The sequence below is a fragment of the Stenotrophomonas sp. 86156_Sma genome (genome assembly GCF_056481625.1).
The window spans coordinates 39124-65260 of the sequence record NZ_CM151157.1 but is presented as its reverse complement, the minus strand read 5'-3'; the positions used below and the strand labels follow the sequence as shown (position 1 = coordinate 65260).

Here is a 26137-nt window from a genome sequence, read left to right as displayed (position 1 = left end):
GCGCCCGTGGGGCGCGAAGTTGCGGAATGTCGCAGCGAAGATGGATCGCGTCGTGTTCGACCGCTTCTGCTGCGCGAGGTTCCATTGTGATCGCTCTACTTGATGTCCATCTGAACCGTTCTTCCGCGCGTGTTCACCTTGAATGCGGGCGCGACGCGCGCGAACGCCAACATTCCCTTAACCAGGCTCCGCTACAGTCGGGGCATGGACCTGCAGACTTCTCCGTTTCCGGTGTTCCGTGGCCGCGACAGGTTGATCGCTGCGGTCGATGCGGCGATGACCTCCGGTGATGCCGAGCGCATCACCGCCGACCTGCAGCTGGCGCTGCAGGAAGCCATCGCGGACAGCCGCATCGAATTGCCCGAGTGCGTACACCATCCGGTCAGTGATCATTACGCGCGACGCCCGCTGTACCACAGCCGCGAACACGGCTACAGCGTGATTGCCATGAGCTGGGGCCCAGGGCAGGGCACGCCGCTGCACGACCACGATGCCATGTGGTGTGTGGAGGGAGTGTGGTCAGGCGAGCTGGAGATCACCCGCTATGAACTGCTGGAGCGCAACGGTGAGCGCTGCCGCTTCCGCCGCCACGCCGTGCTGCGCGGGGGCTGCGGCAGTGCCGGCAGCCTGATTCCGCCGCACGAGTACCACACCCTGCGCAACGCCAGCAACGAAGCGCTGGCGATCTCGGTACACGTGTACGAGGCGCAGATGGAGCGCTCTGCGGTGTTCGATCCGCTCGGTGGTGACTGGTACCAGCGCCGCATCCAGGCATTGCAGGCCGACCCGGCCTGAGCCGGGGGCAGGGCGGGGCACCACCAGCACCGTCGTGAGCCACGTGGCATCATGCGCCGCTGCGCTGCCGGACCCGGCGGCGATCCGCGATGCCCGGTCGGGCAAGGAGCAAGACGATGTCCAGCGCTGATCCGCGCCTGCGCGCGCTGTTGAAGCTGGCACCGGTGATTCCGGTGTACACCCCCGAAGATGTGAATGAAGCGGTCGAAGTGGCCCAGGCGCTGTTCCGCGGCGGTCTGCCGGTGATCGAAGTGACGCTGCGCACGCCGCAGGCGCTGGATGCGATCAAGGCGATGGTCGAGGCCGTGCCCGATGCGGTAATCGGTGCCGGCACCGTGCTCAACGCCGCGCAGATGCAGGCAGCCAAGCAGGCCGGTGCGCGTTTCGCGGTGTCCCCCGGTGCCACCCCGACGCTGTATGCCGCCGCGCGTGATGCCGACCTGCCATACCTGCCCGGTGCCGCCACTGCCTCCGACCTGATCCTGGGCCTGGAGCACGGCCACGACACCTTCAAGTTCTTCCCGGCGGTGCAGGCCGGTGGCGCTGCGCTGCTGGCGGCCTGGCACGGCCCGTTCGCCGATGTGCGCTTCTGCCCGACCGGCGGCATCAGCGCGCAGACCGCGCCGCAGTTCCTGCACCTGCCCAACGTGCTGTGCGTGGGCGGCTCGTGGCTGACCACCCCGGCGCTGCTGCAGACCCGCGACTGGGATGCGATCGAGCGTCTGGCCCGCGAGGCCTCGGTACTGGCCGGCTGAACCGCTGCACGAATCGTCAAAGGTTTGATCGTGATCAAAGCGCCGGCCTCGAGCCGGCGTCATTCTGTGGGCAAGCGCACTACGGAGATCCGAACATGAATTCGACCATGAAGGCCGCCGTGGTGCGTGAGTTCGGCAAGCCACTGGTGATCGAGGAAGTCCAGATACCGCGCCCGGGGGCGGGCGAAGTACTGGTCAAGATCGAGGCCTGTGGCGTCTGCCACACCGACCTGCACGCCGCCGAGGGCGACTGGCCGGTGAAACCGAACCCGCCGTTCATCCCCGGTCACGAGGGCGTGGGGCACATCGTGGCCGTGGGAGGCGGGGTAGGGCACGTCAAGGAAGGCGACAGGGTCGGCATCCCCTGGTTGTACTCGGCGTGTGGCCATTGCGAACACTGCCTGGGTGGCTGGGAAACGCTGTGCGAGACACAGCGCAACACCGGCTACTCGGTCAACGGCGGCTTCGCCGAGTACGCACTGGCCGATGCCAACTATGTCGGCCTGCTTCCGAAGGACGTGGGCTTCGTCGAGATCGCGCCGGTGCTGTGCGCCGGCGTGACCGTCTACAAGGGCCTGAAGGTGACCGACACCAAGCCCGGGGACTGGGTCGCCATCTCCGGCATCGGCGGTCTGGGCCACATGGCGGTGCAGTACGCCCGCGCGATGGGCCTGAACGTGGCCGCGGTGGACGTGGACGACAGCAAGCTGGCATTGGCCCGGCAGCTCGGCGCGCAGATCACCGTGAACGCCCGTACCACCGATCCGGCCGCCTTCCTGAAGAAGGAAATCGGCGGCGCGCACGGCGCGCTGGTCACCGCGGTGTCGCCGAAGGCGTTCGAGCAGGCGCTGGGCATGGTCCGCCGTGGCGGCACCGTCTCGCTCAACGGACTGCCGCCCGGTAATTTCCCGCTGGACATCTTCGGCATGGTGCTCAACGGCATCACCGTGCGTGGCTCGATCGTCGGCACCCGGCTGGACCTGCAGGAGTCGCTGCAGTTCGCTGCCGAAGGCAAGGTCGCGGCCACGGTCAGCACCGACCGCCTGGAAAACATCAACGACGTGTTCGCGCGCATGCACGCGGGCACCATTGAAGGCCGCGTGGTGCTCGACTTCGCCGCCTGACCGCCTGTGCATGGCCGCCGTCGCTCCGTCCCCCTCTCCCACGGACGCGGCGGCCATGCCTATCCCCCGGTGGTGCCGGCCGTTGGCCAGCAAACCCCAGTCGGTTCGGTAGTGCCGGCCGCTGGCCGGCAACCCGGGCACTCTGTGGCAGCCGTACAATGCGCGCATGCCCGGCCTGCTCAAGACCCTGTTCCTGTCCCTCGTCGCCCTGATCGGCGGCGTGCTGTCGCTTGCGCTGGTCAGCAGCGTCGCCAGCTGGCTGCCCCCGCTGGTGGGCATGTCGCCGGACAACAACAGCGTGCAGCTGGGGTGGGACCTGGCCTTCAGCGTGCTCGGCGGCGTCGCTGGCATTTCCTTCGCCACCTACTACGCACCGTGCTGGCCGCGTTCGCATGGTTTTTCGATCTGGTCGTTGATCGCGCTCGGCTGCGCCTACGCAATGTGGACCGCAGGCGCGGATTTCCCGCTCTGGTTCGTCATTTCGCTGCTGGCATCGCTGCCGTTGCAGCTGCTGGCCGGCTGGTGGTTCGGCCGCCGCGCGTCGCGCGATCCGCGCTGAGCGCATCCAGGTAGTGCCGGCCGCTGGCCGGCAACCTCGCCCATGCTACAGGTGCCGGCCAGCGGCCGGCACTACCGCTTCAGCGACGGCAGCGTCTGCTTCAATCGCGCGATGCCCTGCCATGGGTCACCCTTCAGCCGCTTGGCACGCGCCAGCGCCTTGGCCATCGGAAACGCGTCGGCCGCGCTCACCCGCGCCAGTTCTTCCCAGCGCAGCGGCACCGCCACGCCGCCAGAATCGCGTGCACGCAGCGACCACGAGCACACGCTGGTGGCGCCTCGGGTGTTGCGCAGCCAGTCGATGAAGATGACGCCATTGCGCTTGGCCTTGCTCATCGTCGCCACGTAGCGGTCCGGCGCCTGCTCCGCCATCACCTGTGCGAACGCCTCGCAGAATGCCTTGGCTTCGCCCCAGCCAGCCTTGGGCTGCAGTGGTACCACCACGTGCACCCCCTTGCCGCCAGACAGGCGTACGAAGCTCTCCAGACCCACCTGCTGCAGGCGGTCACGCACGTCGCGCGCACCGGCTTTCACCTGTGCCCAGCTGACGCCGTCACCAGGGTCGAGATCGAACACCAGTCGGTCCGGATGCTCCGGGTCAGCCACGGTCGCACCCCACGGATGCAGCTCCAGGGTGTTCATCTGCACCAGCTGCAACAGGCCACGTGCATCGTCGATATAGACATAGTCCTCGCGGCCGCTCTTCTGCTGGAGGGGCACCGCATGTACCGCATCGCCCAGGCCGGGGCCATGATGCTTCTGGAAGAAGCAGGCCTTGCCGACGCCATCCGGACAGCGCAGCAATGACAGCGGACGTCCGGCGATTTCGGGCAGGATCCAGCGCGCCATGCGCTGGTAGTAGTCGGCCACGTCGCCCTTGCTCAGTTTCTGCTTTGGAAACACCGCCCGCTCAGGATGGGTGATCTGGACCTCACCTCCGGCTTCGGCATCTGCGCTGCTCATTCCCAGGTCCTCCTTCTGCTTGTCGCTGCGCAACCGCTTGAAACTGGCCTGGCGCAGCAGGCCTTCCTTGCCCCAGCCACGGAACGCCACCTCCGCCACCGTCACCGGTTTCACCCAGCGTACGCTGGCGGCGCGGAACGGCACATGCGCCGGCAGCTGCAGCACCGGCGTCTTCACTGCCAAAGGCTGCAGTGCCTTGAGCAGCGCGCGCAGGCGCCCGTCGTCGAAGCCGGTACCCACGCGGCCCACATAGCGCAGCCCGGCCTTGTCCGGCGTGGCCAGAAGCAGCGAGCCGAATCCCACCCGGGAACCCTTGGGTGCCGTATAGCCGACGATCACGAACTCGTCGGTGTCTTCGTGCTTCACCTTCACCCAGCTGCGCGCGCGGGTGTTTACGTACGGCGCATCCACCGGCTTGCTGACGATGCCTTCGAAGCCGGCCTCGCCGCTGGCATCGAACACTTGCGGCCCATGGTCGACCACGTGTTCGCTGAAGGCCAGTGTGCCGGGCGGCGGCCCGATGAGATCCTTCAGCAGCGCCTTGCGTTCCAGCAACGGCGCACGACTGATGTCCACGCCGGCCACACCCGGAAGATCGAACACGATGTAACGCAACGGTTGCTTCGAGCTTCCATCGATCACGCGCTGCAGTGCTGCGAAATCGCTGCGTCCTTCCTTGTCCAGAACCACCAGCTCGCCATCCAGGCGCGCATCGCGCACCGGCAGCGCCAGCACGGCCTGCGCGACCTCGGGAAAATCGGCCGTCCAGTCCAGGCCGTTGCGCGAGCGGAGTTTCACCTCGCCATTGTGCAGATCGGCCAGCAGACGATAGCCGTCCCACTTGATCTCGTGCAGCCAGCGCTCGCCGTCGGGGGCACTGTCGCGATGATCGGTCAACTGCGGTTTGAACCCAAGGGGATAGGGCGTATCACGTGCGCCGTGCAGTTGCAGCGCGCGTGCACGCCAACGCGCATCGGCCTTGCGCGTGGTCGTGCGTGCGACGGGTGCAGCACGCGCCGCCTTCGCTGTGGAACGCTTCTTCGCCGCAGATGCTCGTTTCGGCGTGGGTGCCGTCAGCAGGTCATCCGCCTCCGCGTCGCGCGCTTCGCCGTCGTCGCGCTTGATCAGCAGCCACTGCACCTGACGCCCTTTCATTGCCGTACGCACCAGCTTCCAGCCACCGGCCAGGCGTTGCCCGTGCAGCACGAAGTCGATCTTTCCAGCCGCCAGCGCCAGCAGTGGATCACCTTCACAGGCCCAGGTGCCGTGATCGAAGACATCCACGTGGCCAGCGCCATAGTGGCCTTCAGGAATGTCTCCTTCGAAACCGGCGTAGGACAGCGGATGGTCTTCCACTTCCACGGCCAGCCGCTTTTCACCGACGCGCAGGGAAGGCCCCTTGGGCACCGCCCAGCTCTTCAGTACACCGTCCATCTCCAAACGGAAATCGTAGTGACGCGAGCTTGCGTGATGCAGCTGGATGACGAAGATCGGCCGCCGCTTGGGATCAGCCCGTGCAGGCGTTTCGTCAGGTTCCGGCGTCTGCCCGGCGCCACCACCCAGTCTGCGCTTGCGCCGGTACTGGTGCAGCGACATGGTTCAACCTGCCTTGCGCCGCGTGGTCTTCTTTACGGCCTTTTTGGCGGCCTTCTTCACTGGCGACTTGGCGGCTGCTTTGCGCGTTGCGGCCTTCTTCGCTGGCGTTCGCTTGTTCGCATCCAGGCTCTTCTGCAGCAGCGCCATGAAGTCGACCACATTGGTACTGGCGTCCTCGCGCGGTGCCGGCTCATCGTCCACCCGGGTGGTGCCGCCCTTGGATTTGATGCGCTTGTTCAACACCTGCTGCAGGCGCTCGCGGAATTCATCGTGGTACTGCGACGGATCCCAGTCGCCGGCCATCGACTCGATCAGCTGTTCGGCCATCGCCGTTTCCTTGCTGGTGATGCGATAGTCGGACAGTTTTCCGGTGGGCAGCTTGTAGTCCTCGGGATCCACCAGCTCCTGCGGATAGCGCAGGATCATCAACACCAGCGCGTCCTCATGCGGCATCACCGCGCACAGGTATTCGCGCGTGCGCACCACCACCCGCGCGATGCCCACCTTGCCGGTACTACGCAGCGTTTCGCGCAACAGCACATAGCCCTTTTCGGCCTTCTTGCCGGGCACCAGCAGATACGGTTTCTCGTAGTAGCGTGGGTCGATCTGCGCCGCATCCACGAACGATTCCACCTCCACCGCTTCGTGGCTTTCCGGCGCCGCCGAACGGATATCACCTTCCTCCAGCACGACATAACTGCCCTTGTCGTACTCATAGGCTTTGACGATGTCCTTCCAGGGCACTTCCTCACCGGTGTCGGCGTTGACCCGTTCGAAACGGATCGGCTTGCGATCGCGGGAGTCGAGCATGCGGAACTGCAGATCGACCTTGCGTTCGCCGGACATCAGTGACACCGGCACGTTGAGCAGGCCAAACGACAACGTGCCGGTCCAGATCGGGCGGGCCATGGGCGCACCTTTGGCGGGGCAGGGCATCCAGCTTCGGATGGGCGGTGTAAACCACCCGTGTCGATACCGTGCACGTGGGTTCTACGCAGATGCCGTAGTGCCGGCCGCTGGCCGGCAGAGCTCGCGGCCTGAAGTTTCCTGGGGTTGCCGGCCAGCGGCCGGCACTACTGCAGCAACGGCTTCACCGCCGCCGCCGGAATATGGTCCAGTGCGCGCCAGGCGTCCTCCACCACCGGCCTCGCCTGCGACCAGCTCAACCGCGACTGCCCGCGCATCTGCTCCCAATGCTCGGCCAGTTCCTCGCAGGTATCGGCGGCGTCACCGCGTGGCCAATCCGCGGCATGGGTGGTCAGCGCGAAGGCATACACCGGGCACAGATCGCGCCAGTTGCGGTGGCTGTGGCCTCGGCGCTCTTCGTAGTCACTGAGCATGTACTGCAGGTAGTCCTGCGCCACCGCCTGCGGATCTTCCTGGCGGCGCGTGCGGCGCTGCGCGGTGCGCTGGCCGAGCGGATCGAGCAGGGCGTTGAACACGGACGGTGCGGGTCGTTCAAGACGGGGCATGGCCGGCTCCTGCAGCGGGGGCGGGTGGGCAGGAATACGCGCGGTGCCGTTACCGGGGGGTGAGCGAGATGTTCATGACGCCAGGTTCGCGGCGGCTTTACCTGCAGGGCGGTGTAGTGGGAGCCCCCGAGTGCAGGTACCAGACCATGAGCCGAGAGACCTCACGAGACCCGCTGCGCGAAAACCACCCGCCCATTCCCGGCGAGCAGCGCGGCAAGCGCGATGCCGACAATGCCGACTACCGCGGCACCGGTGCACCGTTCTTCGATGCCGAGCATGCCGGAGAGCATCTGCCGGTGAAGCACGAGTCTGAACAGGCCGCGCTGGACCGCAAGGACGGCGGCGACCGCCATCGTGGCGGCCAGGAAAGCCCGCTCAAGCGGCGTGAGCGCAAGCAGCGCGCCAGCGACAACCAGGATAAGGCGCTGGAGGAGACCTTCCCGGCCAGCGACCCGACCTCGCCGTTCGTACCAGCCAAGGCCCCCGACTGACGGTAGTGCCGGCCGCTGGCCGGCAACCTCCTGACATCCTGCACAGCGCGATGCCGGCCAGGGCCCCCGATTTACGGGTAGTGCCGGCCGCTGGCCGGCAACCCCCTGACGTCCTGCACAGCGCGATTCTGGCCAGGGCCCCCGACTGACCGGTAGTGCCGGCCGCTGGCCGGCAACCTCCTGACGTCCTGCACGGCGCGATGCCGGCCAGCGGCCGGCACTACCCCTTCAACGCCACGACCATTGCAGGCCGACGTTGGCCCGCCGTCCTGGTCCCGGCTCGTAGAAGCGCCCGTTGCCATCGTTGACGATCACCGAGCCGATGTAGGCCTGGTCCAGCACGTTCTCCAGCCGGGCGAAGGCGCGCAGCTCGCCACCCGGCAGGGTCCAGCGACGGCCGGCTTCCAGATGCAGCAGGGCGAAGCCGGGCGCGCGTTCGGTCGCCACGTCGTTGACCACGGTATCGCTGCTGGCGGAGGTCTCCAGCGCCCACTGCCAGTCGCCGGGCGTCCACTGCAGCCGGGCGAAGGCCTGCTGGCGCGGTACCCCGGGCAGGCGGCTGCCGGCGGCAACCAGGGTGTTCGAGGTCAGGTACGGCGAACGCACCTGTGCCTGCAGCCAGGTCCATGCCAGCTGCAGCTCCAGCTGCCCGGCCAGCGGCTGGCGATACTGCAGTTCCACACCCTGGCGGCGGGTGCGGCCGATGTTGCGATAGGTGCTGCGGCCTCCGATGTTGCTGGCAACTGCCAGCTCATCGTCGGTATCTGCACGGAACAGGCTGATATCAAGCTGGGTTCCATCCTGTGCGCGCCACTTGCTGCCCACCTCCAGGCTGCGGCTCCGCGCCGCCGCCAGATCCAGCGCCAGTCCCGCCTGGCCATCGGCACGATAGCCCAGCTCGTTGAAGGTGGGCGTCTCGAAGCCGCGGCCCACGGCGGCATGCAGGCGCCACTGCGGGCTGGCCTCGAAGCTGATCCCCGCCACCGGCGTGGTCGCCTGGTAGCGGCGCCGGCCACTGTCGTCGGGGTTGGCGCCAACGACGTAGCGGTCGTCGGACGCGAAGCGCACCGCGCTGTGGCGCACGCCGGCCAGCAGCGACCAGCGCGGGCTCCACTGCCACCAGGCCTGGGCGAACTGGTCCACGTTCTGCACGGTGTCGATCTGGTCGCGGCGCAGGCGCCCGCGCACACCCAACGTACTGCCGATGAAGTTCTCGTAGCCGGTGCGATGCTGGCGCTGGCGGTCGGCGCTGAGCCCGGCCACAAGATCCAGCGGTCGACCGGCGAGGTCGCCGTGCCAGCCCCAGCGCGCGTCCAGTCCGCCGTAGCCCGCGTCCAGATCGATCACGCCGCCCGCATGCAACGGGTTGGCCTGTGCGGTCGGCGGAATCGGCAGGTACTGGGTGACCTCACGCTGCCCGGCATAGCCCATCAGCTGCCAGCGCTGGGTGTCGGTTTCCCGGGTCCAACGCAACCCAGCCTGCTGCTGGCGCACCGATTTGCGGGTGTTGTACTGGTGAGCCACTGCCGTGGCCTGGCGCGGATCGGCCGCCACCTGGGAACGGCTCAGGCCCAGCGGATCCTGCGCATCGGGGGCATCGAGCGCGTTGAGCAGCAGCTCGAGCCGTCCACCGCCCAGATCACCACCAATACGTGCGTTGAGCGATTCACGGCGCGCGCGGCTATGGTCCCGCCAGCCATCGGTGCGGAAGTGATTGGCGGCGATGTTGTAGTCCAGCGCTTGGCCGGCACCCTTCAGTTGCGCGCCGACACTGAGCGTGTTGTCGGCGCCGGCGTTCACGCGCAGCCGCCACGGGTCGCCGGCCTGGCCCTGCGCGCTCCAGACCTGCAGCACGCCGCCGGAGGAATTGCCGTACAGCGCCGAGAACGGCCCGCGCAGCACCTCGATGCGTTCGGCGCCCAACAGGCTGGCATGCGACAGCTGGCCCTGGCCATCGGGCATGGTCGCCGGCACCCCGTCGATCAACACCCGTACCCCGCGCACACCAAAGGTCGAGCGCGCGCCGAAGCCACGGATCGACAGCTGCGTGTCCTGGGCGAAGTTCTGCCGGTCGCGCGCCACTAGTCCCGGTACGCCGGCCAGCGCCTCGGACAGCTGCGCGCCGGTGCCCGCGCGGCTGGCGTCGATCCAGACGGTGTCCAGGCTGGCCGGCAGCGCGAACGGGTCGATACCCGGCACCCGCGCCACCTGCACCTGCACGGCGGGCAGGGCGGTGGGCGCAGGCTCGGCCATGGCCGCCCAGGGCGGCAGCAGCAGGGCGGACAGCGGCAGGCAACGGCGTCGTGCGGCAGGATTCATGATTCAGGTTGATGGATCGGGCGGCAACGCACGCCATGGTACGGGGCCGCGGATGACGATGGCGGCGGCCAGCCCCGGCAGGCTTTGTTACGATGGGCTGTTTCCGGCCGAAAAGCCGCAGACCGCGTGGCGCAATTCCTCCCCCTTTCCGTCTACCGAACGAGTACCGCCGTGTCCTTCTTTGCAAACGTGGAACTGGTCCCAGGCGACCCGATCCTGGGCCTGACCGAGGCGTACAACGCCGACAGCCGCCCGACCAAGGTCAACCTGGGTGTGGGCATCTACTACGACGAGAGCGGCCGCATTCCGCTGCTGCGCGCCGTCAAGCAGATCGAGCAGCAGCTCGCCGCTGAAGCCAAACCGCGCGGCTACCTGCCGATCGATGGCCTGCCGGCGTACACGCAGGCCACGCGCGAGCTGGTGTTCGGCAAGGACTCGCCGCTGCTGGCCGCCGGCCGCGTCACCACCGCACAGACCGTCGGTGGCAGCGGTGCGCTGCGCGTCGGCGCCGACGTGCTGAAGAAGCTGCTGCCGCACGCCACCGTTGCGCTGAGCAACCCGAGCTGGGAAAACCACCGCGCCGTGTTCAGCGCGGCCGGCTTCGAGGTGGTGGATTACACCTACTTCGACCCGACCACCCACGGCGTCAACTTCGACGGCCTGCTGGCCGACCTGGGCAAGCTGGAAGCCGGCACCGTGGTGCTGCTGCATGCCTGCTGCCACAACCCCACCGGCGCCGACCTCACGGTCACCCAGTGGAAGCAGGTCGCGCAGCTGCTGAAGGAAAGGCAGCTGTTCCCCTTCATCGACATGGCCTACCAGGGCTTCGACAAGGGCATCGAGCAGGACGGCGCCGCCGTGCGCATCATCGCCGAAGCCGGCATCGACAGCTTCATCGTCGCCAACTCGTACTCCAAGTCGTTCTCGCTGTATGGCGAGCGCGTGGGTGCGCTGTCGATGGTGGCGCCGACCGCCGCTGACGCCAAGGCCGTGCAGTCGCAGGTCAAGCGCGTGATCCGCACCATCTACTCCAGCCCGTCCACCCACGGTGCTGCGCTGGTGGCCGGCGTGCTGACCAACCCGGAACTGCGTGCGATGTGGGAGCAGGAGCTGACCGAGATGCGCGAGCGTATCCACGCACTGCGCCAGGGCCTGGTGGAGAAGCTGGCCGCTGCCGGTGCCCCACAGTTCGGCTTCATCAACGAACAGGCCGGCATGTTCTCCTACTCCGGCCTGAGCCGTGAGCAGGTCGAGCGTCTGCGCGACGAGTTCGGCATCTACGCCGTCGGCACCGGCCGCATCTGCGTGGCCGCGCTGAACCAGAACAACCTGGAATACGTCGCCAAGGCCGTGGCCACCGTCGCCAAGGGCTGAAACAACGCTCCAGTAGCTTGAAGACAAAGGCGCCGAAAGGCGCCTTTGTTTTTTTGCTTTTGCTCTTGCCTTTGCCATCCCCACCGCGCTCGCGGCGAACCCTGAAGCGCGTGGGAGGGGGAGGCGCTGCAGGACCGTTGGCGCCATGGGCCCGAGGCATGCCTCGGGCGGGTTGGGCAGGACGCCCCACCCCGGTCTTGCTGTGTGCGCAGGACAGCACACGAGCAAGGCGCCATCGAGCTTACATGGACGTACTTGCAGCGTGTCCTGCATCGCCTCCCCCTCCCACGAGCCTCGACAAAAGGAAGGCGCCACGAGCGCAACGCATCTGGAAACGATTACGCCTTCCCGCGCTCACGCACGCCCCCGCCATACGGGCGACAATAGGCGTTTTCCCGCTGCCGAGACCTGCCCGCTCATGTCCCGTACTTCGTTGACCCGCTTCCTGATCCAGGAACAGCACGCCGGCCGCATCAACGCCGACCTGCGCCAGCTGATCGCGGTCGTCGCCCGCGCCTGCACCAGCATCTCCATCGCCGTCAGCAAGGGCGCCCTCGGTGGCGTGCTGGGCGATGCCGGTACCGGTAACGTGCAGGGCGAGGCGCAGAAGAAGCTTGACGTCATCAGCAACGAGATCCTGCTTGAAGCGAACGCCTGGGGTGGCCACCTCGCCGCGTGCGCCTCGGAGGAAATGGACCACAGCCAGCCGGTGCCGGACATCTACCCGCGCGGTGATTTCCTGCTGCTGTTCGATCCCCTCGACGGCAGCTCCAACATCGACGTCAACGTCTCCGTCGGCACCATCTTCTCGGTGCTGCGCTGCCCGACCAATGTCGAACTGCCGGGCGACGACGCCTTCCTGCAGCCGGGCAGCAAGCAGATCGCCGCCGGCTACTGCATCTACGGGCCCAGCACCCAGCTGGTGCTGACCGTCGGCCATGGCACCCACGCCTTCACCCTGGACCGTGAGAAGGGCGAGTTCGTGCTGACCACCGAGAACATGCAGATTCCGGCGGCGACCCAGGAGTTCGCGATCAACATGTCCAACCAGCGCCACTGGGAAGCACCGATGCAGGCCTATGTCGGTGATCTGCTGGCGGGCAAGGAAGGCACGCGCGGCAAGAACTTCAACATGCGCTGGATCGCCAGCATGGTCGCCGACGTGCACCGCATCCTGACCCGCGGCGGCATCTTCATCTACCCGTGGGACAAGAAGGATCCGTCCAAGGCCGGCAAGCTGCGCCTGATGTACGAGGCCAACCCGATGGGCCTGCTGGTCGAACAGGCCGGCGGCGCCGCCTGGACCGGCCGCGAGCGCATCCTCGACATCCAGCCCGACCAGCTGCACCAGCGCGTGCCGGTGTTCCTGGGTTCGCGCGAGGAAGTGGCCGAAGCCGTGCGCTACCACCACGCGCACGACGACGCGCAGGGCTGATTGGCGGTTGCCTGACGACGGTCATGGCAGATCGATGACATGACCGTGGGGTGACACCGAGGGCGGTAAACGGCACCATCAAGCCGTTGCCGCCTAAGGAATGCACGCATGCACGAGCAGGGCCCGGTCGATTTCATCGAGGTCATCCACAACGCGGTCCCCAGCGAGGTCTGCGCGGCGATCGTCGAGCGCATGCGGGCGGCGCGTGGCCTGCAGCCCGGTGCCGTGGGCAGTGGCGTGTTCCCGGAACTCAAGCACAGCAAGGATCTGCGCATCAGCGGCCTTGATGGCTGGCAGGATGTGGACCATCAGCTGCAGCACGCGGTGTTCAACGGCCTGCTGACTTATCTACGCCGTTATCCACAGGCGTTGATCGCGCCGCTGATGTTGCAGATCCAGGACAGCAAGGGCCAACCGCGACGCCTGTCTGCCGAGGACTTCCCTGACATGCCGCAGCAGCAGCTGGCCGACCTGGCCCGCACCTGCCTGCGCCCGGGCGCCATCAACCTGCAGTGGTATGCGGCGGGCGAGGGCGGTTATCCGTACTGGCACTGCGAGCTGTACCCCAAGGATGCGCAGGCCGAGACCCTGCACCGGCATGTGCTATGGACGCTGTACCTCAACGACGACTTCGACGAAGGCGAAACCGAGTTCCTGTTCCAGGGCCGCAAGATCGCACCACGCACCGGCAGCTTGCTGATCGCGCCGACGGCGTTTACGCATACCCATCGTGGCAACAGGCCGCAGGGTGGGGACAAGTTCATCGCGACCAGCTGGATCCTGTTCCAGAGTGCGCAGAAGTTGTTTGGGGGAGGGTGACCCGATTGGAGCCAGTATCCAGGGAAGTTCGTTATGCCGTCGGTGGATTACCGGGCGTCAGTAGAGCAGTAGTAGTCGCCGTCCCTGTCCGAGTCCCAGTAGGTTCCTCCATAGAGCTTCACCGTACTGCCTCTTGTCGTCAGCTCTACCGAGCGCGCCAGGCGATCCTCGCAGAAGACCATCAATCTGTAATGGCGCTGCCGTTTGTCTTTCTGCAGTCGCCACCGCTTCTCTGCGGCTTGTTTGATGAAGAAAGCGGCGATCTGCTCTGGATCAGATTCGAGTTCGGCGTCGAAGACGGCCCCCATGAACGTGACCTTCGGTAAGAACTTCACGTTCGTGGGATGGATCCCTGAAGGGAGTTCAAAGGTCTCGGTAGCAGCGCGCAGTTCTGCTTCTGTTGGCTTTCCGGTCCAATCGCCACCTCCGATGGATCCGAACATTGAAAGATAGGTACCGCCTATCAGGGCCGCAATGACAGCGCACAGGAGCAGATGGCGCAACGGTACCTTTTTCATTGCCCATTCTCCGACTGCCGTTGTTCGCCGCTACTTGAATCCCGCAAGGCTTCAGCCGTCTTTGCACCGAGCACCGGATCGTTGATGCTCGACGGACCGGGGCGCTTGCGAGGACGACGTCGATACAGGATCCCTCCCGCTGCCCCACCAAATACGGCCGTGCCGAGGCCGACGAGCTCTTCGCTGCCTAGCGGATCCGCTGACAGCAGTTTGGCCACCGTCAGTAGAAGAAAGTTCAATGGGAGCATCCACAGGAACGCGATGCCCAGCCAGTAGATGATCTTCATTTCATGCGCTCATGGATCCGGAAACATCGACTTGAACCAGTAGGCGGATATGCTTCGCATCCATGATGCTGAACTCTTTCGTCTCTAGCTCGCGCACTTTCGCATGTCTATTCCATGGTGTCGAAACATCGAAATCAGCTCTCTTACGCTGGCCTCATCCACAGCCGACCGACCCATGGAAACAATGCTCCTGCTGAGAGATCCTTGGACGGGAGCTACACCTTGCGCCCTCACCTCTGGAGAAAAATTCATCTTCGTCCAGACGCCGTAAATGAGACCTCAGGAATTTGATTTCCAACCTCAACATGTCCAGAGCACGGAAAATTTGCTGGGCGTAGACTGATTCACCCGACTATTGGGAGGGACAAGGGATAGCCTGGGATTGGAGACCCAGCCTTGCCATACACTTGGCCTTCTCGATAAAGATTTCCTTGCATCGACATGTGCACTGTAGATCGAATGATGTGTCCTCGATTCGAAGCAGCCTTTCGAATCGAGGACACATCGTCCCAACCCGCATTCGTCTCCGGCACTGCATGGCCACTCCCTCAGTAGCCTGATGCTGTGCTCCACTCTGTATAGAAATATGGGAATTGGCAGCGTCTAATGTTGATTGTTCCCGTCTGACCGGCACTTCCTAATAAATCCATCTCTGAACTCGTTGGGCCTTTGAGCACTGCCATTCGCCGTTAGGCGAACAAAAAGTGGCCCCTGGGGCTGTCCAGTTGCCATCGCGAACAGCGCACTCTGACCTTCTGGTCCATCGTGCACTGCAATCAGCGTAAACTCGCCTTTGGCGTACTCTCCACGCCGGCGCTCGCCGATTGTGAAGCCGGGATGTCCACCAATCAGTACGTCAATACGGCGCTTCCCGTCTACGAACACCCCGGTTTCAAAGTCAGGCCCAGGAGCGTCGGATTGAAAGCGCATGCCAGATTGAACCTCTGCGCATACGTTGAATCGCTTACTTATGGGGGTCAGCTCCTTAGCGTGGCAGCCCAGCATCATGTAAGCGACTAAACAGCACAGTATGGCGGTCCTATTTGCACCCACACCCTTTGATAATTGCCTCATTGCCCGCCTTCAATACGTCTTCTATGTTTTTTTCATTGACGGAGTTCATGTTAATCACTCTGCCCATGATTCCGGTTCCGTAGTCAGGCAATCCCATCAGATGCCCTGCTTCATGAGCGAAGGTGGCTGCGCCCCACTGTCCAGGCAGGTACCATACGCCCTCATTCATCCACACCCGATTTACCCAAGACTCATGATCGCCCTGGCGAATCGACACGGCATTGGTTCTGACAGGATCGTACTTGTCCATTTGCATGACAACCGTCGTGACCTGGTATTTCCCGAATCTCCCAGTCCATGCCTTTTCGATTGCACTGGCCATCGCAGCCGCCTGAGCATTGCTTCCATTCTGGAAATTGATTGGCAAAGCGATGCCAACATTATTTCCTGATTTGGTACATGCATATGCGATAAGCCCCAGAGGATCGACATTGCTCATGGGATTGCCACCAGCATATGCGTAGGTGTTGGTTCCTCCTGCCAATCCAATTGGATCACTCTGCACATACCGACCAATGCTCGCGTCATAGTCGCGGAAACCGTTGTACCAGAGGCCGCTTTCCGCGTCGTAGTACTGGCCGGGGAAGCCAATGTTCAACCCGCCGATCTCATCCTTCTGGACACTACGTCCGTAAGCATAGTTGTATGCCTTCCAGACGGTGTGCTGGCTTGGACTGGTGACGAACTCCGGGCGTCCCAAATGATCGGTATGCACGTAATTGTGCTGCCCGCTGCGAGCAAGCCCAACCAGTTCACCTTCAAACCAGAAGTAATTGGTCCACACCCCGTTGTTCAGCTCAGTCATGAGCTGGTTCTGGCCGGCGTAGAAGTAGCGGCTGTTGGTGGTCTGGTTGATCTTTGCAACGCGCTGCCCCTGCGCATTGAGCACGTAGTCAGTCGCAATGCCACCGATGTTGCTGCGGCTCATGCGATTGAAGGCGTCATACTCGTAAGTGCTGATCCGGCTGCCTGCGGTCTCGCTGATGCGGTTTCCCAATGCGTCGTACTGGTACTGACGGCTGCCGTCCTGGTTGGTGTAGTTCAGCACCCGGTTGCTCCCCGGGTCGATGCTGTATTGGGTCAGCTGATTTCCTGCCTGGTAGCGGTCGTGATTGCCGCCGGCATCGTAGGAAAGATTGTTGATGACACCGAAGCGGGTCAGCTTGGTCATACGACTCAACGCGTCGTAGCCGATCAACTGGGTCATGTTCGGGTCGACAGCGTCGACAATGGCGGTGATTTCGCCATCGCCGCTGTACTGATAGTCCCAATAGCTGACCTTGCTGCCATTGGGTCCCCAGACCGACATTGCGGTCAGCCGCCCCTCCTGATCGTGGTTGTAGCCCCGGGCAAGCCCGTTGCCGTAGGCCAGCCACTCATGCGCTCCCGTGACCTTCCAGTTTGCCTGGGAAATGATTGAGCGCTGAGTCCCGTCGACCGTCGCCATCAACGCACTTGGTTTTCCTTGGGAGCCATATGTGTAGGTCGCCTTGTCACCGTTGGGATAGGTGATCTGGCTCAGGCGATTGATGCCGTCGTATCCATAGGTGGTGCTGTAGTCCGTCTTCTGACCAGACAGATCGGTGAAGTCGCGGCGTATCTGCAGCTGACCGTTCGGTGTATAGGCAAAATGGGTGGCGGTTCCGGGCCCTGAAGTGCCGCACAGTTGGCCTTTACCATTGCCGCACCAATCGTAGCTGTAACCCATTGTTCGGCCTTCTGCGCTCGCAGAAGTCATTCGTCCCAGACCGTCGTAGCCGAAGGAGACGACGCTGCCATCGGCCCGCGCCGTCGATGTCCGCAGACCTGCAGCATCGTACTGGTGCTGTGTCGTTCCCGTGTCCGGACTCACCTGTTTCCAAAGCTGGCCGAAACCATCGAATTCGTAGGTGGTAACGAGATTGCGGGGATCGCTCACACGGATCGGGCGATCTGCCAGATCGTAGGCAATCTGGGTCGTGCCCCCGGCGGCGTCGATTGATTTGATCAGGCGTCCACGCGGATCGTAACTCATACGGGTGACGCGATTCTGCGAATCGGTCACTTGGGTAACTCTCCCCTCTGCGTCGTAGACGTACCTTATGCTTCTTCCCTGCTCAGTGCTCTCGGATATCACACGCCCCAACTCGTCGTACTGATAGTTCACGGAAGAGACGATGGTATTTAGCCCCATCATGGCCAAGGCAATTGCGGACATGTCTTTTGGGCCTTCCTTAGCGTGGCTCTTCGCAGAATTTCGGGTTGCAGCTACCCTTGTCGTTTTCCGCCCTTACCGTCACCTGTGCCTGCGGCCCCCAAGCGGTGGGCCCAGATGCCAACTGGCCCATATATCCGAATTGCGCAACCCCACTGCCGGTGTTCACGGGCGAGACGATCACGGTGAATGTGGCTACAGCGCCTGGTGCGACCGGAGACGAAAGCCCGATGGCCTCGGTGGTCCGCAACGTCCTCAGGACCATATAGGTATCGCTTGGATTCCAGATGACATTGCCAGTGTTCCGGAACTGGAATGTCACGCTGGATGACTGGCCATTGAAGATATGAGGCGCCGAGGTTGAAGCGGAAACCAGCTCGGCGCTACGCACCACAGCAGGTACGGTGAAAGCACCTGAGCGATTGATGGTCAGGTTCGGACCGCCAACAGGCGAGATACCGTGCACGTATAGTGCTTTGCCCCCGTGATTCGATCTTACGTTGCCGTCAAGAGGGATCTTGAACCAATAGGCACTTCCGCGTGCCTGGCACGCATTGGCAACGTTTCCGTCGGTCGCCAAGTTGGCGCGGCCCGAAGCGACGAATGTGCCGCCACCAGCTGCGCCACCGGCATAGACGTGTACGTCGATCGAGGCGTCCACGCCAACTGAGCAGGCCCAGCCTTCAATGAAGAAGTTCCAGTTGCCGTCCTGGGTCACGCCGCCAATGTCCCCAACGATGTTTGCCGTTGGAATCGCAAACACGCCTGAGTTCGCGAGCGGTCGGTCTTGGCCGCGGCCCTGCGGAGATTGGCCGTAGACGGAGAACTTGCGGCCGCCGAACTGCTGCCTCTGGGCTAGCGATATCGGCAACTGATACCTATAGGCACTCCCTGATGCTTGGCAAGCCGCTGCAACTCCTGGCTCGCTGGCAAGGTTTGCTTGTGTGCTACCCAGGTAGACGTTGCCGTCGGCGTAACCGTCCACCTGGATTGACCCAGCCGAGCCAGTGGAACAGGCCCAGCCACGCACGAACCAGTTCCACTGCGCATCATGAGTGATTTCGTCAATCACGCCGCTCACCACCGAATCCATCGGATAGTCGGTTTGTGAAACCTCAGTGCGCGTGCGATTGGAAGCGTTGTTGTAGCTATGACGGGTCCACGCCCACTTGCCGTCCCCCATTGAACGGACTTCCTGCGTCAGGCGGCGCCCTGCATCGTAGCCGTAGCGGACTGTCACGCCATCGGGCTGGGTAAGCGAGGCGATGTCACCTGCAGCGGTGTAGCCAATGGCGGTCGTCGCCCAGCCAGTTCCCGAACTGGTTCTGTCGGACACAACGCGGCCACGGCCGTCATACGTCAACTCTCGCACACCACCGTTCGCGTTGACGATGCGCCCCGGCAGCCCCAGTCCGTTGTAGTTGGAATAGCTGATCGTATGACCAAGCGCGTTGGTGACACTGGTCAGATCGCCCTGACTGTTGAAAACGGAGATGACGTCGTCCTGCGCAAGCGGTCCATCGACTTTGATCGAGGCCTTCAATCCGTTTGGGTGATAGGTATACGTGCTTCGGGTCACTCGCGTCTGGCTGGGCACTCCACGTGCCGTCAGATTGCGCTCGGTTGCGCTGGCCACGTTTCCGTGATCGTCATAGGAATAGGCAACTTCAAGATCACCCACCACCGTTGTCTTGAGGAGTCGGTTGCGCGTGGTATCCCACTCCTGCAACGTTGTACGTTCGGCCGAACTGCCGACCGCTTCCACCCGCTTCAGCAGGTAACCCTGTGCGCTGTAGTCGAAGTTGGTCAGATTGTCCTGGAAATCATGGACCAGATCCGGATATCCGTTGGCGTCATAACTCTGCTCCTTGTAGCTGGCAGGGCAGTTCGGCGACGGATCACCCTTGGTCGATACCATCTTTCCGTCCTTGAACGTGTAAGTGGTGCTACGACCAAGAGGGTTGATCACAGTGACATCAATATCGACGGGCCGCGTAAGGCTCGGCGCAGCGGCGGCCGTCATACCGAGAGCGCTCTCCATCGGCAGCGAGTCAACAGGCAGCGAGCGCGGTTGATAGCAGATCCGTGAGCCTCCGGTGCGCTGTTCGCACCATCCACGCTCTTCATCGGCACGGATACCGCCGGGTCGAGTCGGAGCGGGGGGCGGAAGCACCGGTTCAGTGCTGCGTACGGCGTAGCTGAAGCGGAACCGCTCAATGCCACCGTTGTGCTCTGTGCTGATGGCGCGGCGCTCCGCGTCGTACGCAAACGTGGAATAGCGCACGTCATTAAAAGACTTGCCAGTCAGGGCACCCGGGAAGCGGGCATCTTCGTAGTGGTAACTGATCTTCGTTGCAGGTGTGCCAGGCAGCGTCGTGCTGGCGAGCCGCCCACGTCCGTTCCCGAACACATTGGGGGTATAGGTGTAGCGATAGATGTTGCCGGCTGGATCGGTCACCTGGCTGACCTGTCCATTGGCCCAGCCAAAGCTGACGCTGCGTCCTGAGGAGTGGGTCACCTTCTGCAAGTAACGGTCAGCATAGGAGAACGTCCAGCTAACGCCCTGCTCATTGCTGAGTCGGGTGATATAGCCCTCGGCGTTGTAGGTCTCCGTACCGTTGTTTTCGTTTCGAATCGTAAACGTGCCATCGCCGTTCGCGGAGAGGTACGCGATGGGTTGGGCCTTGTCCTCATACCAGCGACCGCTGGCCGGATCCTTGAGGTACTTGATGCGACGACCGTCGGGTCGTTGCACCCACGCCAGCTGATTTGCATCGGTGAATGCGAGCGAATAGTCGAAGTTGCTCAGCCAGTGATTGCCGAACAGCCCGGTCGCGCTCCAGTAGTGATTGTAGTTGCGCTGCAGGAACAGGCCCATTTCGCCCTGGCTGGCGAAATCAAGTTCCGGCTCGACCTTGTTGCCGCTGTATAGCACGACAGGATTGCCCTTGCGGCCATTGCAGTCCTTCTCCTTGTCATCGGTTGGCTGTTCCTTCGCCGTTTCGGTCGGAATTGCACCACCACCACCGCCATTGTCCATCTGTGACTCGGACAGGTGGACACCACTGCCGCCACCAAATCCAAAACCGCCTACGCCGCCACCTCCAGCAGGGCGCGTGGCGGTGACCTGAATGGTTTCGAGGGTGTTCGCCGCGGTTGCCAATGTCATCGGCAGGGAAAGCAGCGGCAGAAGAAGAAGACGGGACTGCAGGGTGTTCCGTGTTGCAACGTGCGTCATGCGTTTGCCTAGCTCCTCATCCGAGACCGACTCATTCAGTCATCGGGAATTCATGTTTGTAACGAGTGTATGACGGCACGCTGCAACGGTGCAATGGAGGCACGTAATGTTTCTCGTGCATTGCCCATCAATGAGCCGGGCACAGCACAGCGCGACGAATCGCTGGTGCATACGCCAGCAGATGTACACACCTCAGAAGAGCGAACCCTGTGGCGAATCCTTCTTCGGCGGCAGCGGCTTCTGGAACCGGCTGCAATCCAGCTTCGGCCAATGGCTGTTCTGCGCATTGAAGCCGAGGCGCTTTCGCGCCAGCTTGAAGCGGTTGTTCAACAGATCGGCATACACGCCCTGGCCACGCATGCGGGTGCCGAACTGGCTGTCGTAATCCTTGCCGCCGCGCAGCTGCTGGATGGTGCTCATCACGTGCGCGGCGCGATCGGGATGATGGGTGTCCAACCAATCGCGGAACAGCGGGGCCACTTCCAGCGGCAGGCGCAGCAGCACGTAGCCTGCGGTGCTGGCGCCAGCATCGTGCGCGGCCTCCAGCACGGCTTCCAGTTCGCTGTCGTTGATCCACGGGATCACCGGCGCCACCATCACACCCACCGGAATGCCCGCTTCATGCAGGCGCTTCATCGCACGCAGCCGTGCGTGCGGCGCCGATGCGCGCGGTTCCAGCTTCGCGGAGAGGTGCGGGTCCAGCGAGGTTACCGAGAAATGCACGCTGACCAGGTTCTCCGCCGCCAACGGTGCAAGCAGATCGATATCGCGCTCGACCAGCGCGTTCTTGGTGATCAACGAAAACGGATGCTTGGTTTCCCGCATCACTTCGATCAACTGGCGGGTGAGTTTGAACTTGCGCTCGATCGGCTGGTACGCATCGGTGTTGATCCCCAGTGCGATTGGTTGCGGCACATAGCCCGGCTTCGACAGCTCCTTGCGCAGCAGCTGGGGGGCATTGGTCTTGGCGAACAGCTTGGTCTCGAAGTCCAGGCCTGGCGACAGGTTCAGATAGGCGTGCGAGGGTCGCGCGAAGCAGTACGAGCAGCAACACTATATGTGTTCGAGGAAAAGTGTTCAGCACTGCGTCCCCTACGGCGGCTTCCCTACAGACTACCTGCGGAGTTCCGTCCTCTTGTATTCCAGCCCAAGGCGGTAAAGGGTAGGTTAGCCGGGCATTGCGACTACCCCCAGACTTGAGGCTCTGCGAGCAGGCCAATTCAGGATGAATTCTTCCTGCTCCGCAGTCTCCACTGCACCAGGGCGCACCGAGCGCACCTTAGCGATCGCATCGATGCCGTCTGGAGCGCAGCCCGTGTCAATGAGAAGCATCGACGCCACGGTCCCCGCTCGCCCTAGGCCTCCTTTGCAGTGCACCACGATCCTGCTTCCGGACAAGAGCTCGGCTGCGAACTGGGGTCCTGTGGATTGCCATGGCAGAAGCAGCCGTGCATCAGGAGCCGCACCATCCTTAATCGGTAGGCCGTGCCACATCAAGCCATGCGCTTTGGCACGCTCTGCCAAGGAGGTAATTCGTAGCTCTTCGAACTCCCACGGCTCAATCAACGTGATCAGATGCTGTGCTCCCCACGCGACTATCGACGCCAGATCGATATCCAAGTCTCGGGCCCAAGACCCCGTCATTGCGACGTCCTGATATTTTCCCGGTGCAAAGGTAACGCCGATCGCACCGCCATTCACGCCGATAGGCAGCGTCGCAATCTGCAGTGGATGAGAATTACTTGTTCTGCTCACCTGCGCTCTCCGAAATCAATGGCCCTGTTGGGCGAGAAGCGAACGCTGCGCCCTTTTAACCTGAAAGTCCAACGGTGAGCCTAGTGGTACGGATATGGTCTTACTGAATCCCATAAGCAGCGCAGAATCGCCCAACGCCTGAGAGAGGGGCCAGGCCCCATTCGACGTTGGAACGAGCCTGGAGGACGCGGTTCCAGAGAGCAGTGAGGCCCAGTTCCAGCCTCTGGCCGGCACCATCCTTACTGGGCGGCCGCTATCGGCCAGAAGCGGCAGCAGGCGCGGCGATACCTGAGGCAATGCGATCTGATCGGAGTGGGCTTAAGCGACGCCCTCCCTCGAGCGCCAAGCCATAACTGGATCAGGGGGGGCTCCAACTCAGGGCTCTCGACAACTCAGCTTGACTGCCTCTATTCTTCCTTTCATGTCCGCCTTCTCGGCCCGCCACCGTCGACTCATCCGGTTCAGCCTTTTCGTGCTGATGCTGTTGAGCGTCGTTGTTCGGCCGATCGTGATCCAACAGGGCGAGCTCCATACTGCCGAGCACGACATCGCTGCAACGGCAGAGCACGGGCACTCACACGGTCCTGGAACTGGCGACAACGTAGATCCGAAGCATGCATCGGGCGTGCACAGCGTCCTTCACCAGGCCGATGTGAGCTTTGCCGGCATGCTGGTGTCTTCGAATCTGAACCTAGCAACTGTTCCGCCGGCATCTTTACTGCCCGGCCTGCACTCCGTCGATGAGCCCTCTGGTCATCGCGGCTCGCCATTCAGACCTCCGATCGTCTGACGACACCTGCCGCGCTGTAGCGGCCTGAGCGCGCTGTCCACCCAATGTTGGCCGGCAGCGCGTCGTCATGACCATCGTCGGAGATTTTCCGTGAAATTACGTAGTTTGTGGGCGCTCGCCATAGCCGGCGCCTACGGTGTGGCCGTGCCTGGCCATGCCGCTGAAGTGCTGCGCTTGGAGGATGTGGTCGCCCGCGCCCTCGGCACCCATCCCAGCGTCCAGGCAGACACCGCTCGACTGGAAGCTGTCAGAAGCCGGGCGGGCCGGGAGGCATTGCCTACGCCGCTCGTGCTGGGCGGCGAGCTTGAAAACGTGGCTGGCTCAGGCGGCCTGAGCGGCCTAGACGCCGCCGAATCCACCTTCCGCATCTCCAAGGTTCTAGAACTGGGTGGGAAGCGGGCTGCGCGCCAAGCGCTCGGCGGCGCCGAGGTGGACGCTGCCCGAAGCGAAGCGGACGTCACCCGTATCGCTATCGCAACTTTGGCCGCAGGGCGTTTCGTCGACGTGCTGGCCGCCCAGGAGCATGTCGAGCACGCCGAAGAGCGCATCAAAATGGCCAGCGCCATGCGCCGTGAAGTGGCCCGTTGGGTCGCGGCCGCCCGCAATCCCGACTCGGACCTGAGATCCGCCGAGATCGCCCTGCTCGATGCCGAGCTGAAGCGGGAGCAGGCATTGCAGGCTCTGGAAAGCGCGCGAATGTCGCTGGCTGCCACGTGGGGGGCGCCAAGTCCGGATTTCGGCTCGGTTGCAGGGGATACCGCGGTCCTTCCCCCTCTGGATGATTTTGATGATCTGAGCCGGCGCCTCGCCACGACACCACAACAGCGCGCCTTGGACGCTCAAGCCGGAGTTATAGATGCAAGGAGGGAGATCGCCCGCGCTAGCGCCAAGCCGGATGTCAGCGTTGGCCTCGGCATCCGCCGACTGGAAGCCACCAAGGACAGCGGCCTGGTGATGTCCGTCTCCGTCCCGTTGGGGAGCCGTCGGCGATCGGACTTCTCCGTGGCTGAAGCGGACTACGAACTCACCTCTCTCAAATACCGGCGCCAGGCGCAGATGCTGGAAATGCGTCAGGAGCTGTTTGGCATCTACCAACAGCTCAAGCAAGCGCAATCGGAAGTGGAGTCAGTGCGCCAGCGTCAGTTGCCAAAGGCCCAGCAGGCCTTTGATCAGAGCCGCAGGGGCTTTGAGGAAGGACGCTTCTCCTTCCTGGTACTCAGCCAGGCTCAGCAAAGGCTCTTCGATCTTCGCGAACGGGAAGTCGAAGCCGCCGCGCGCTATCTCCGTCTCCTGGTCGAGGCCGACCGCCTCACCGCTTCTGCCTTGGACATTCGCCCATGAACCGATACGTATTCCTGATCCTGCTTCCAATTGCCCTGGCTGCGTGCGGTGGCAACGAATCGTCGCAACGAGCAAAGCCAGAGGACACTGCTGCGACCGCAGGCGACTATGAGCGAGGGCCGCATCGCGGTCGCATGCTTCGCGACGGCGACTTCGCCCTTGAAGTAACTGTTTACGAAACCAATACCCCGCCTCATTTCCGGCTGTATGCCTATCGCAACGACAAACCGCTGGCACCTGGAGAAGTCAAAGCGACGATACAACTCAAGCGTCTGGACGGCGAAGTCAACAACTTCAGCTTTATTCCAGAGAAGGACTACCTGGTCGGCAGCGGGGAGGTGGTCGAGCCGCATTCCTTTGATGTCAAAGCCGATGCGGTGGTGGGTGGAAAGAACTACGCCTGGTCTTACGCCTCCTATGAAGGGCGCACCACGATAGATCCGAAAGCCGCTGCCGACGCAGGTGTCGTGGTCGAGTCCGCCGAACCGGGGACCATCCGGGACACCGTTTCCCTCATGGGCAACGTCGCGGTCGACACCGGCCGATTTGCTGCGGTCAAGGCACGCTTCCCTGGCGTGGTCCGCAGTGTGGCGGTCGAGATGGGACAACGCGTCTCGGCTGGTCAGACGTTGGCCACAGTCGAGGGCAATGACAGCATGCGGACCTACTCCGTCACGGCACCTTTCAGTGGAGTCGTACTCGCGCGCAGCACGTCGGTAGGCGATGTCGCTGCCGACAACACGCTGTTTGAAATTGCCGACCTTTCGGAGGTCTGGGTGGACCTGCGTGCGCTGGGAAGCGATGCCGAGCGACTGTCGCCAGGCCAGATGGTGACCATTCGCTCGGCAACAGGCGGTTTGGAAGCAACGGGAAAGCTGCAGGGCATCCTTCCGTTGGCCAGCGCTGGCCAGACCGTGGTGGCACGTGTGGCCCTTACCAACAGCGAGGGCAGGTGGCGACCAGGAATGGCCGTATCCGCCGAAGTCGTCATCGCGGAAACGGAGGTTCCATTAACAGTAAAGGAATCGGGCCTGCAGCGTTTTCGGGACTTCACCGTGGTATTCGCCCAAGTGGGCAACAGCTATGAGGTGCGGATGCTTGAACTGGGTAGGCGCGATGGCGATCGCGTGGAGGTACTGAAAGGGCTTAAGCCGGGAACCCGGTACGTTTCCGAGCAGAGCTACCTGATTCGTGCCGACATCGAAAAGTCCGGCGCAAGCCACGACCACTAAGGACGCA

At 63.4% G+C, this 26137-nt stretch carries 20 protein-coding genes and 1 pseudogene; 11 read left to right on the top strand and 10 right to left on the bottom strand.

The window, feature by feature from the left end; all coding sequences use genetic code 11:
* Window positions 1-204: 204 nt before the first annotated feature.
* The 4 genes from ACZK33_RS00270 (at window position 205) to ACZK33_RS00255 (ending at window position 3233) form a co-directional block, all read left to right on the top strand.
* On the top strand, window positions 205-795 hold the full coding sequence (locus ACZK33_RS00270; protein ID WP_049422365.1) for a cysteine dioxygenase family protein: 591 nt from the start codon (window positions 205-207) through the stop codon (window positions 793-795).
* Between the two features lie 116 nt (window positions 796-911).
* Window positions 912-1550, top strand: coding sequence for a bifunctional 4-hydroxy-2-oxoglutarate aldolase/2-dehydro-3-deoxy-phosphogluconate aldolase (eda, locus tag ACZK33_RS00265; RefSeq protein ID WP_132808674.1), 639 nt, complete (start codon window positions 912-914; stop codon window positions 1548-1550).
* A gap of 95 nt (window positions 1551-1645) precedes the next feature.
* Complete coding sequence (gene adhP, locus ACZK33_RS00260; RefSeq protein ID WP_423174604.1) at window positions 1646-2674, top strand: alcohol dehydrogenase AdhP; 1029 nt, start codon at window positions 1646-1648, stop codon at window positions 2672-2674.
* A gap of 166 nt (window positions 2675-2840) precedes the next feature.
* On the top strand, window positions 2841-3233 hold the full coding sequence (locus ACZK33_RS00255) for a hypothetical protein (protein ID WP_032129269.1): 393 nt from the start codon (window positions 2841-2843) through the stop codon (window positions 3231-3233).
* Window positions 3234-3304: 71 nt separating this feature from the next.
* On the opposite strand, the gene ligD is transcribed toward ACZK33_RS00255, so the two are convergent.
* From ligD to ACZK33_RS00240, 3 genes are all read right to left on the bottom strand, one after another.
* Window positions 3305-5791: a DNA ligase D gene (ligD, locus tag ACZK33_RS00250; RefSeq protein ID WP_423174605.1), complete on the bottom strand. Its 2487-nt coding sequence runs from the start codon at window positions 5789-5791 to the stop codon at window positions 3305-3307.
* Window positions 5792-5794: 3 nt separating this feature from the next.
* Window positions 5795-6700, bottom strand: a complete 906-nt coding sequence (gene ku, locus ACZK33_RS00245; RefSeq protein ID WP_100467672.1) for a non-homologous end joining protein Ku — start codon at window positions 6698-6700, stop codon at window positions 5795-5797.
* Window positions 6701-6864: 164 nt separating this feature from the next.
* Window positions 6865-7263 (bottom strand): hypothetical protein, encoded by a 399-nt coding sequence (locus tag ACZK33_RS00240; protein ID WP_164079654.1) that lies wholly within the window; start codon window positions 7261-7263, stop codon window positions 6865-6867.
* A gap of 146 nt (window positions 7264-7409) precedes the next feature.
* On the opposite strand from ACZK33_RS00240, the gene ACZK33_RS00235 reads away from it, so the two are divergent.
* Window positions 7410-7754 (top strand): hypothetical protein, encoded by a 345-nt coding sequence (locus tag ACZK33_RS00235; protein ID WP_423174606.1) that lies wholly within the window; start codon window positions 7410-7412, stop codon window positions 7752-7754.
* Window positions 7755-7982: 228 nt separating this feature from the next.
* Here ACZK33_RS00235 and ACZK33_RS00230 read toward each other — a convergent pair whose 3' ends face one another.
* The gene (locus tag ACZK33_RS00230; protein WP_423174607.1) at window positions 7983-10073 is read right to left on the bottom strand and encodes a TonB-dependent receptor family protein; all 2091 of its coding nucleotides are present in this window, start codon (window positions 10071-10073) and stop codon (window positions 7983-7985) included.
* Between the two features lie 171 nt (window positions 10074-10244).
* Here ACZK33_RS00230 and ACZK33_RS00225 point away from each other — a divergent pair, with 171 nt between their 5' ends.
* The 3 genes from ACZK33_RS00225 (at window position 10245) to ACZK33_RS00215 (ending at window position 13701) form a co-directional block, all read left to right on the top strand.
* Window positions 10245-11447 carry an amino acid aminotransferase gene (locus ACZK33_RS00225; protein WP_423163411.1) on the top strand — a complete coding sequence of 401 codons (1203 nt, stop codon included), beginning with the start codon at window positions 10245-10247 and terminating at the stop codon, window positions 11445-11447.
* 418 nt (window positions 11448-11865) lie between these two features.
* On the top strand, window positions 11866-12882 hold the full coding sequence (locus ACZK33_RS00220; RefSeq protein WP_049402951.1) for a class 1 fructose-bisphosphatase: 1017 nt from the start codon (window positions 11866-11868) through the stop codon (window positions 12880-12882).
* A 108-nt stretch (window positions 12883-12990) separates the two neighbouring features.
* Window positions 12991-13701: a 2OG-Fe(II) oxygenase gene (locus ACZK33_RS00215; RefSeq protein ID WP_423174608.1), complete on the top strand. Its 711-nt coding sequence runs from the start codon at window positions 12991-12993 to the stop codon at window positions 13699-13701.
* Window positions 13702-13748: 47 nt separating this feature from the next.
* Here ACZK33_RS00215 and ACZK33_RS00210 read toward each other — a convergent pair whose 3' ends face one another.
* The 6 genes and pseudogenes from ACZK33_RS00210 to ACZK33_RS00185 form a co-directional block, all read right to left on the bottom strand.
* Window positions 13749-14219, bottom strand: coding sequence for a hypothetical protein (locus tag ACZK33_RS00210; protein ID WP_423174609.1), 471 nt, complete (start codon window positions 14217-14219; stop codon window positions 13749-13751).
* Window positions 14216-14506 (bottom strand): hypothetical protein, encoded by a 291-nt coding sequence (locus tag ACZK33_RS00205; RefSeq protein ID WP_049399015.1) that lies wholly within the window; start codon window positions 14504-14506, stop codon window positions 14216-14218. The genes ACZK33_RS00210 and ACZK33_RS00205 overlap by 4 nt, the downstream gene beginning before the upstream one ends.
* A gap of 1039 nt (window positions 14507-15545) precedes the next feature.
* Entirely contained in the window at window positions 15546-17777 is a 2232-nt protein-coding gene (locus ACZK33_RS00200) for an RHS repeat-associated core domain-containing protein (RefSeq protein ID WP_423174610.1), read from the bottom strand.
* Window positions 17778-17793: 16 nt separating this feature from the next.
* Entirely contained in the window at window positions 17794-21012 is a 3219-nt protein-coding gene (locus ACZK33_RS00195; protein WP_423174611.1) for an RHS repeat domain-containing protein, read from the bottom strand.
* 192 nt (window positions 21013-21204) lie between these two features.
* A pseudogene (locus ACZK33_RS00190) lies at window positions 21205-22059 on the bottom strand (PA0069 family radical SAM protein); the annotation flags it as partial.
* Between the two features lie 120 nt (window positions 22060-22179).
* Window positions 22180-22713, bottom strand: a complete 534-nt coding sequence (locus tag ACZK33_RS00185) for a cyclin-dependent kinase inhibitor 3 family protein (protein ID WP_229298581.1) — start codon at window positions 22711-22713, stop codon at window positions 22180-22182.
* A gap of 451 nt (window positions 22714-23164) precedes the next feature.
* On the opposite strand from ACZK33_RS00185, the gene ACZK33_RS00180 reads away from it, so the two are divergent.
* The 3 genes from ACZK33_RS00180 to ACZK33_RS00170 all read left to right on the top strand — a co-directional run bounded on the left by ACZK33_RS00180 (window position 23165) and on the right by ACZK33_RS00170 (window position 26130).
* On the top strand, window positions 23165-23557 hold the full coding sequence (locus ACZK33_RS00180; RefSeq protein ID WP_229298500.1) for a hypothetical protein: 393 nt from the start codon (window positions 23165-23167) through the stop codon (window positions 23555-23557).
* A 90-nt stretch (window positions 23558-23647) separates the two neighbouring features.
* Window positions 23648-24898, top strand: coding sequence for a TolC family protein (locus ACZK33_RS00175; protein ID WP_012478646.1), 1251 nt, complete (start codon window positions 23648-23650; stop codon window positions 24896-24898).
* Window positions 24895-26130 (top strand): efflux RND transporter periplasmic adaptor subunit, encoded by a 1236-nt coding sequence (locus tag ACZK33_RS00170; RefSeq protein ID WP_005411786.1) that lies wholly within the window; start codon window positions 24895-24897, stop codon window positions 26128-26130. Before ACZK33_RS00175 ends, ACZK33_RS00170 begins: the two co-directional genes overlap by 4 nt.
* Window positions 26131-26137: the final 7 nt, after the last annotated feature.

Excerpts from the sequence above, each read along its gene's own strand:
- ACZK33_RS00270 (WP_049422365.1), top strand. The coding sequence starts at position 205 with ATGGACCTGCAGACTTCTCCGTTTCCGGTGTTCCGTGGCCGCGACAGG.
- eda (WP_132808674.1), top strand. The coding sequence starts at position 912 with ATGTCCAGCGCTGATCCGCGCCTGCGCGCGCTGTTGAAGCTGGCACCG.
- adhP (WP_423174604.1), top strand. The coding sequence starts at position 1,646 with ATGAATTCGACCATGAAGGCCGCCGTGGTGCGTGAGTTCGGCAAGCCA.
- ACZK33_RS00255 (WP_032129269.1), top strand. The coding sequence starts at position 2,841 with ATGCCCGGCCTGCTCAAGACCCTGTTCCTGTCCCTCGTCGCCCTGATC.
- ligD (WP_423174605.1), bottom strand. The coding sequence starts at position 5,791 with ATGTCGCTGCACCAGTACCGGCGCAAGCGCAGACTGGGTGGTGGCGCC.
- ku (WP_100467672.1), bottom strand. The coding sequence starts at position 6,700 with ATGGCCCGCCCGATCTGGACCGGCACGTTGTCGTTTGGCCTGCTCAAC.
- ACZK33_RS00240 (WP_164079654.1), bottom strand. The coding sequence starts at position 7,263 with ATGCCCCGTCTTGAACGACCCGCACCGTCCGTGTTCAACGCCCTGCTC.
- ACZK33_RS00235 (WP_423174606.1), top strand. The coding sequence starts at position 7,410 with ATGAGCCGAGAGACCTCACGAGACCCGCTGCGCGAAAACCACCCGCCC.
- ACZK33_RS00230 (WP_423174607.1), bottom strand. The coding sequence starts at position 10,073 with ATGAATCCTGCCGCACGACGCCGTTGCCTGCCGCTGTCCGCCCTGCTG.
- ACZK33_RS00220 (WP_049402951.1), top strand. The coding sequence starts at position 11,866 with ATGTCCCGTACTTCGTTGACCCGCTTCCTGATCCAGGAACAGCACGCC.
- ACZK33_RS00215 (WP_423174608.1), top strand. The coding sequence starts at position 12,991 with ATGCACGAGCAGGGCCCGGTCGATTTCATCGAGGTCATCCACAACGCG.
- ACZK33_RS00210 (WP_423174609.1), bottom strand. The coding sequence starts at position 14,219 with ATGAAAAAGGTACCGTTGCGCCATCTGCTCCTGTGCGCTGTCATTGCG.
- ACZK33_RS00205 (WP_049399015.1), bottom strand. The coding sequence starts at position 14,506 with ATGAAGATCATCTACTGGCTGGGCATCGCGTTCCTGTGGATGCTCCCA.
- ACZK33_RS00200 (WP_423174610.1), bottom strand. The coding sequence starts at position 17,777 with ATGTCCGCAATTGCCTTGGCCATGATGGGGCTAAATACCATCGTCTCT.
- ACZK33_RS00195 (WP_423174611.1), bottom strand. The coding sequence starts at position 21,012 with ATGACGCACGTTGCAACACGGAACACCCTGCAGTCCCGTCTTCTTCTT.
- ACZK33_RS00170 (WP_005411786.1), top strand. The coding sequence starts at position 24,895 with ATGAACCGATACGTATTCCTGATCCTGCTTCCAATTGCCCTGGCTGCG.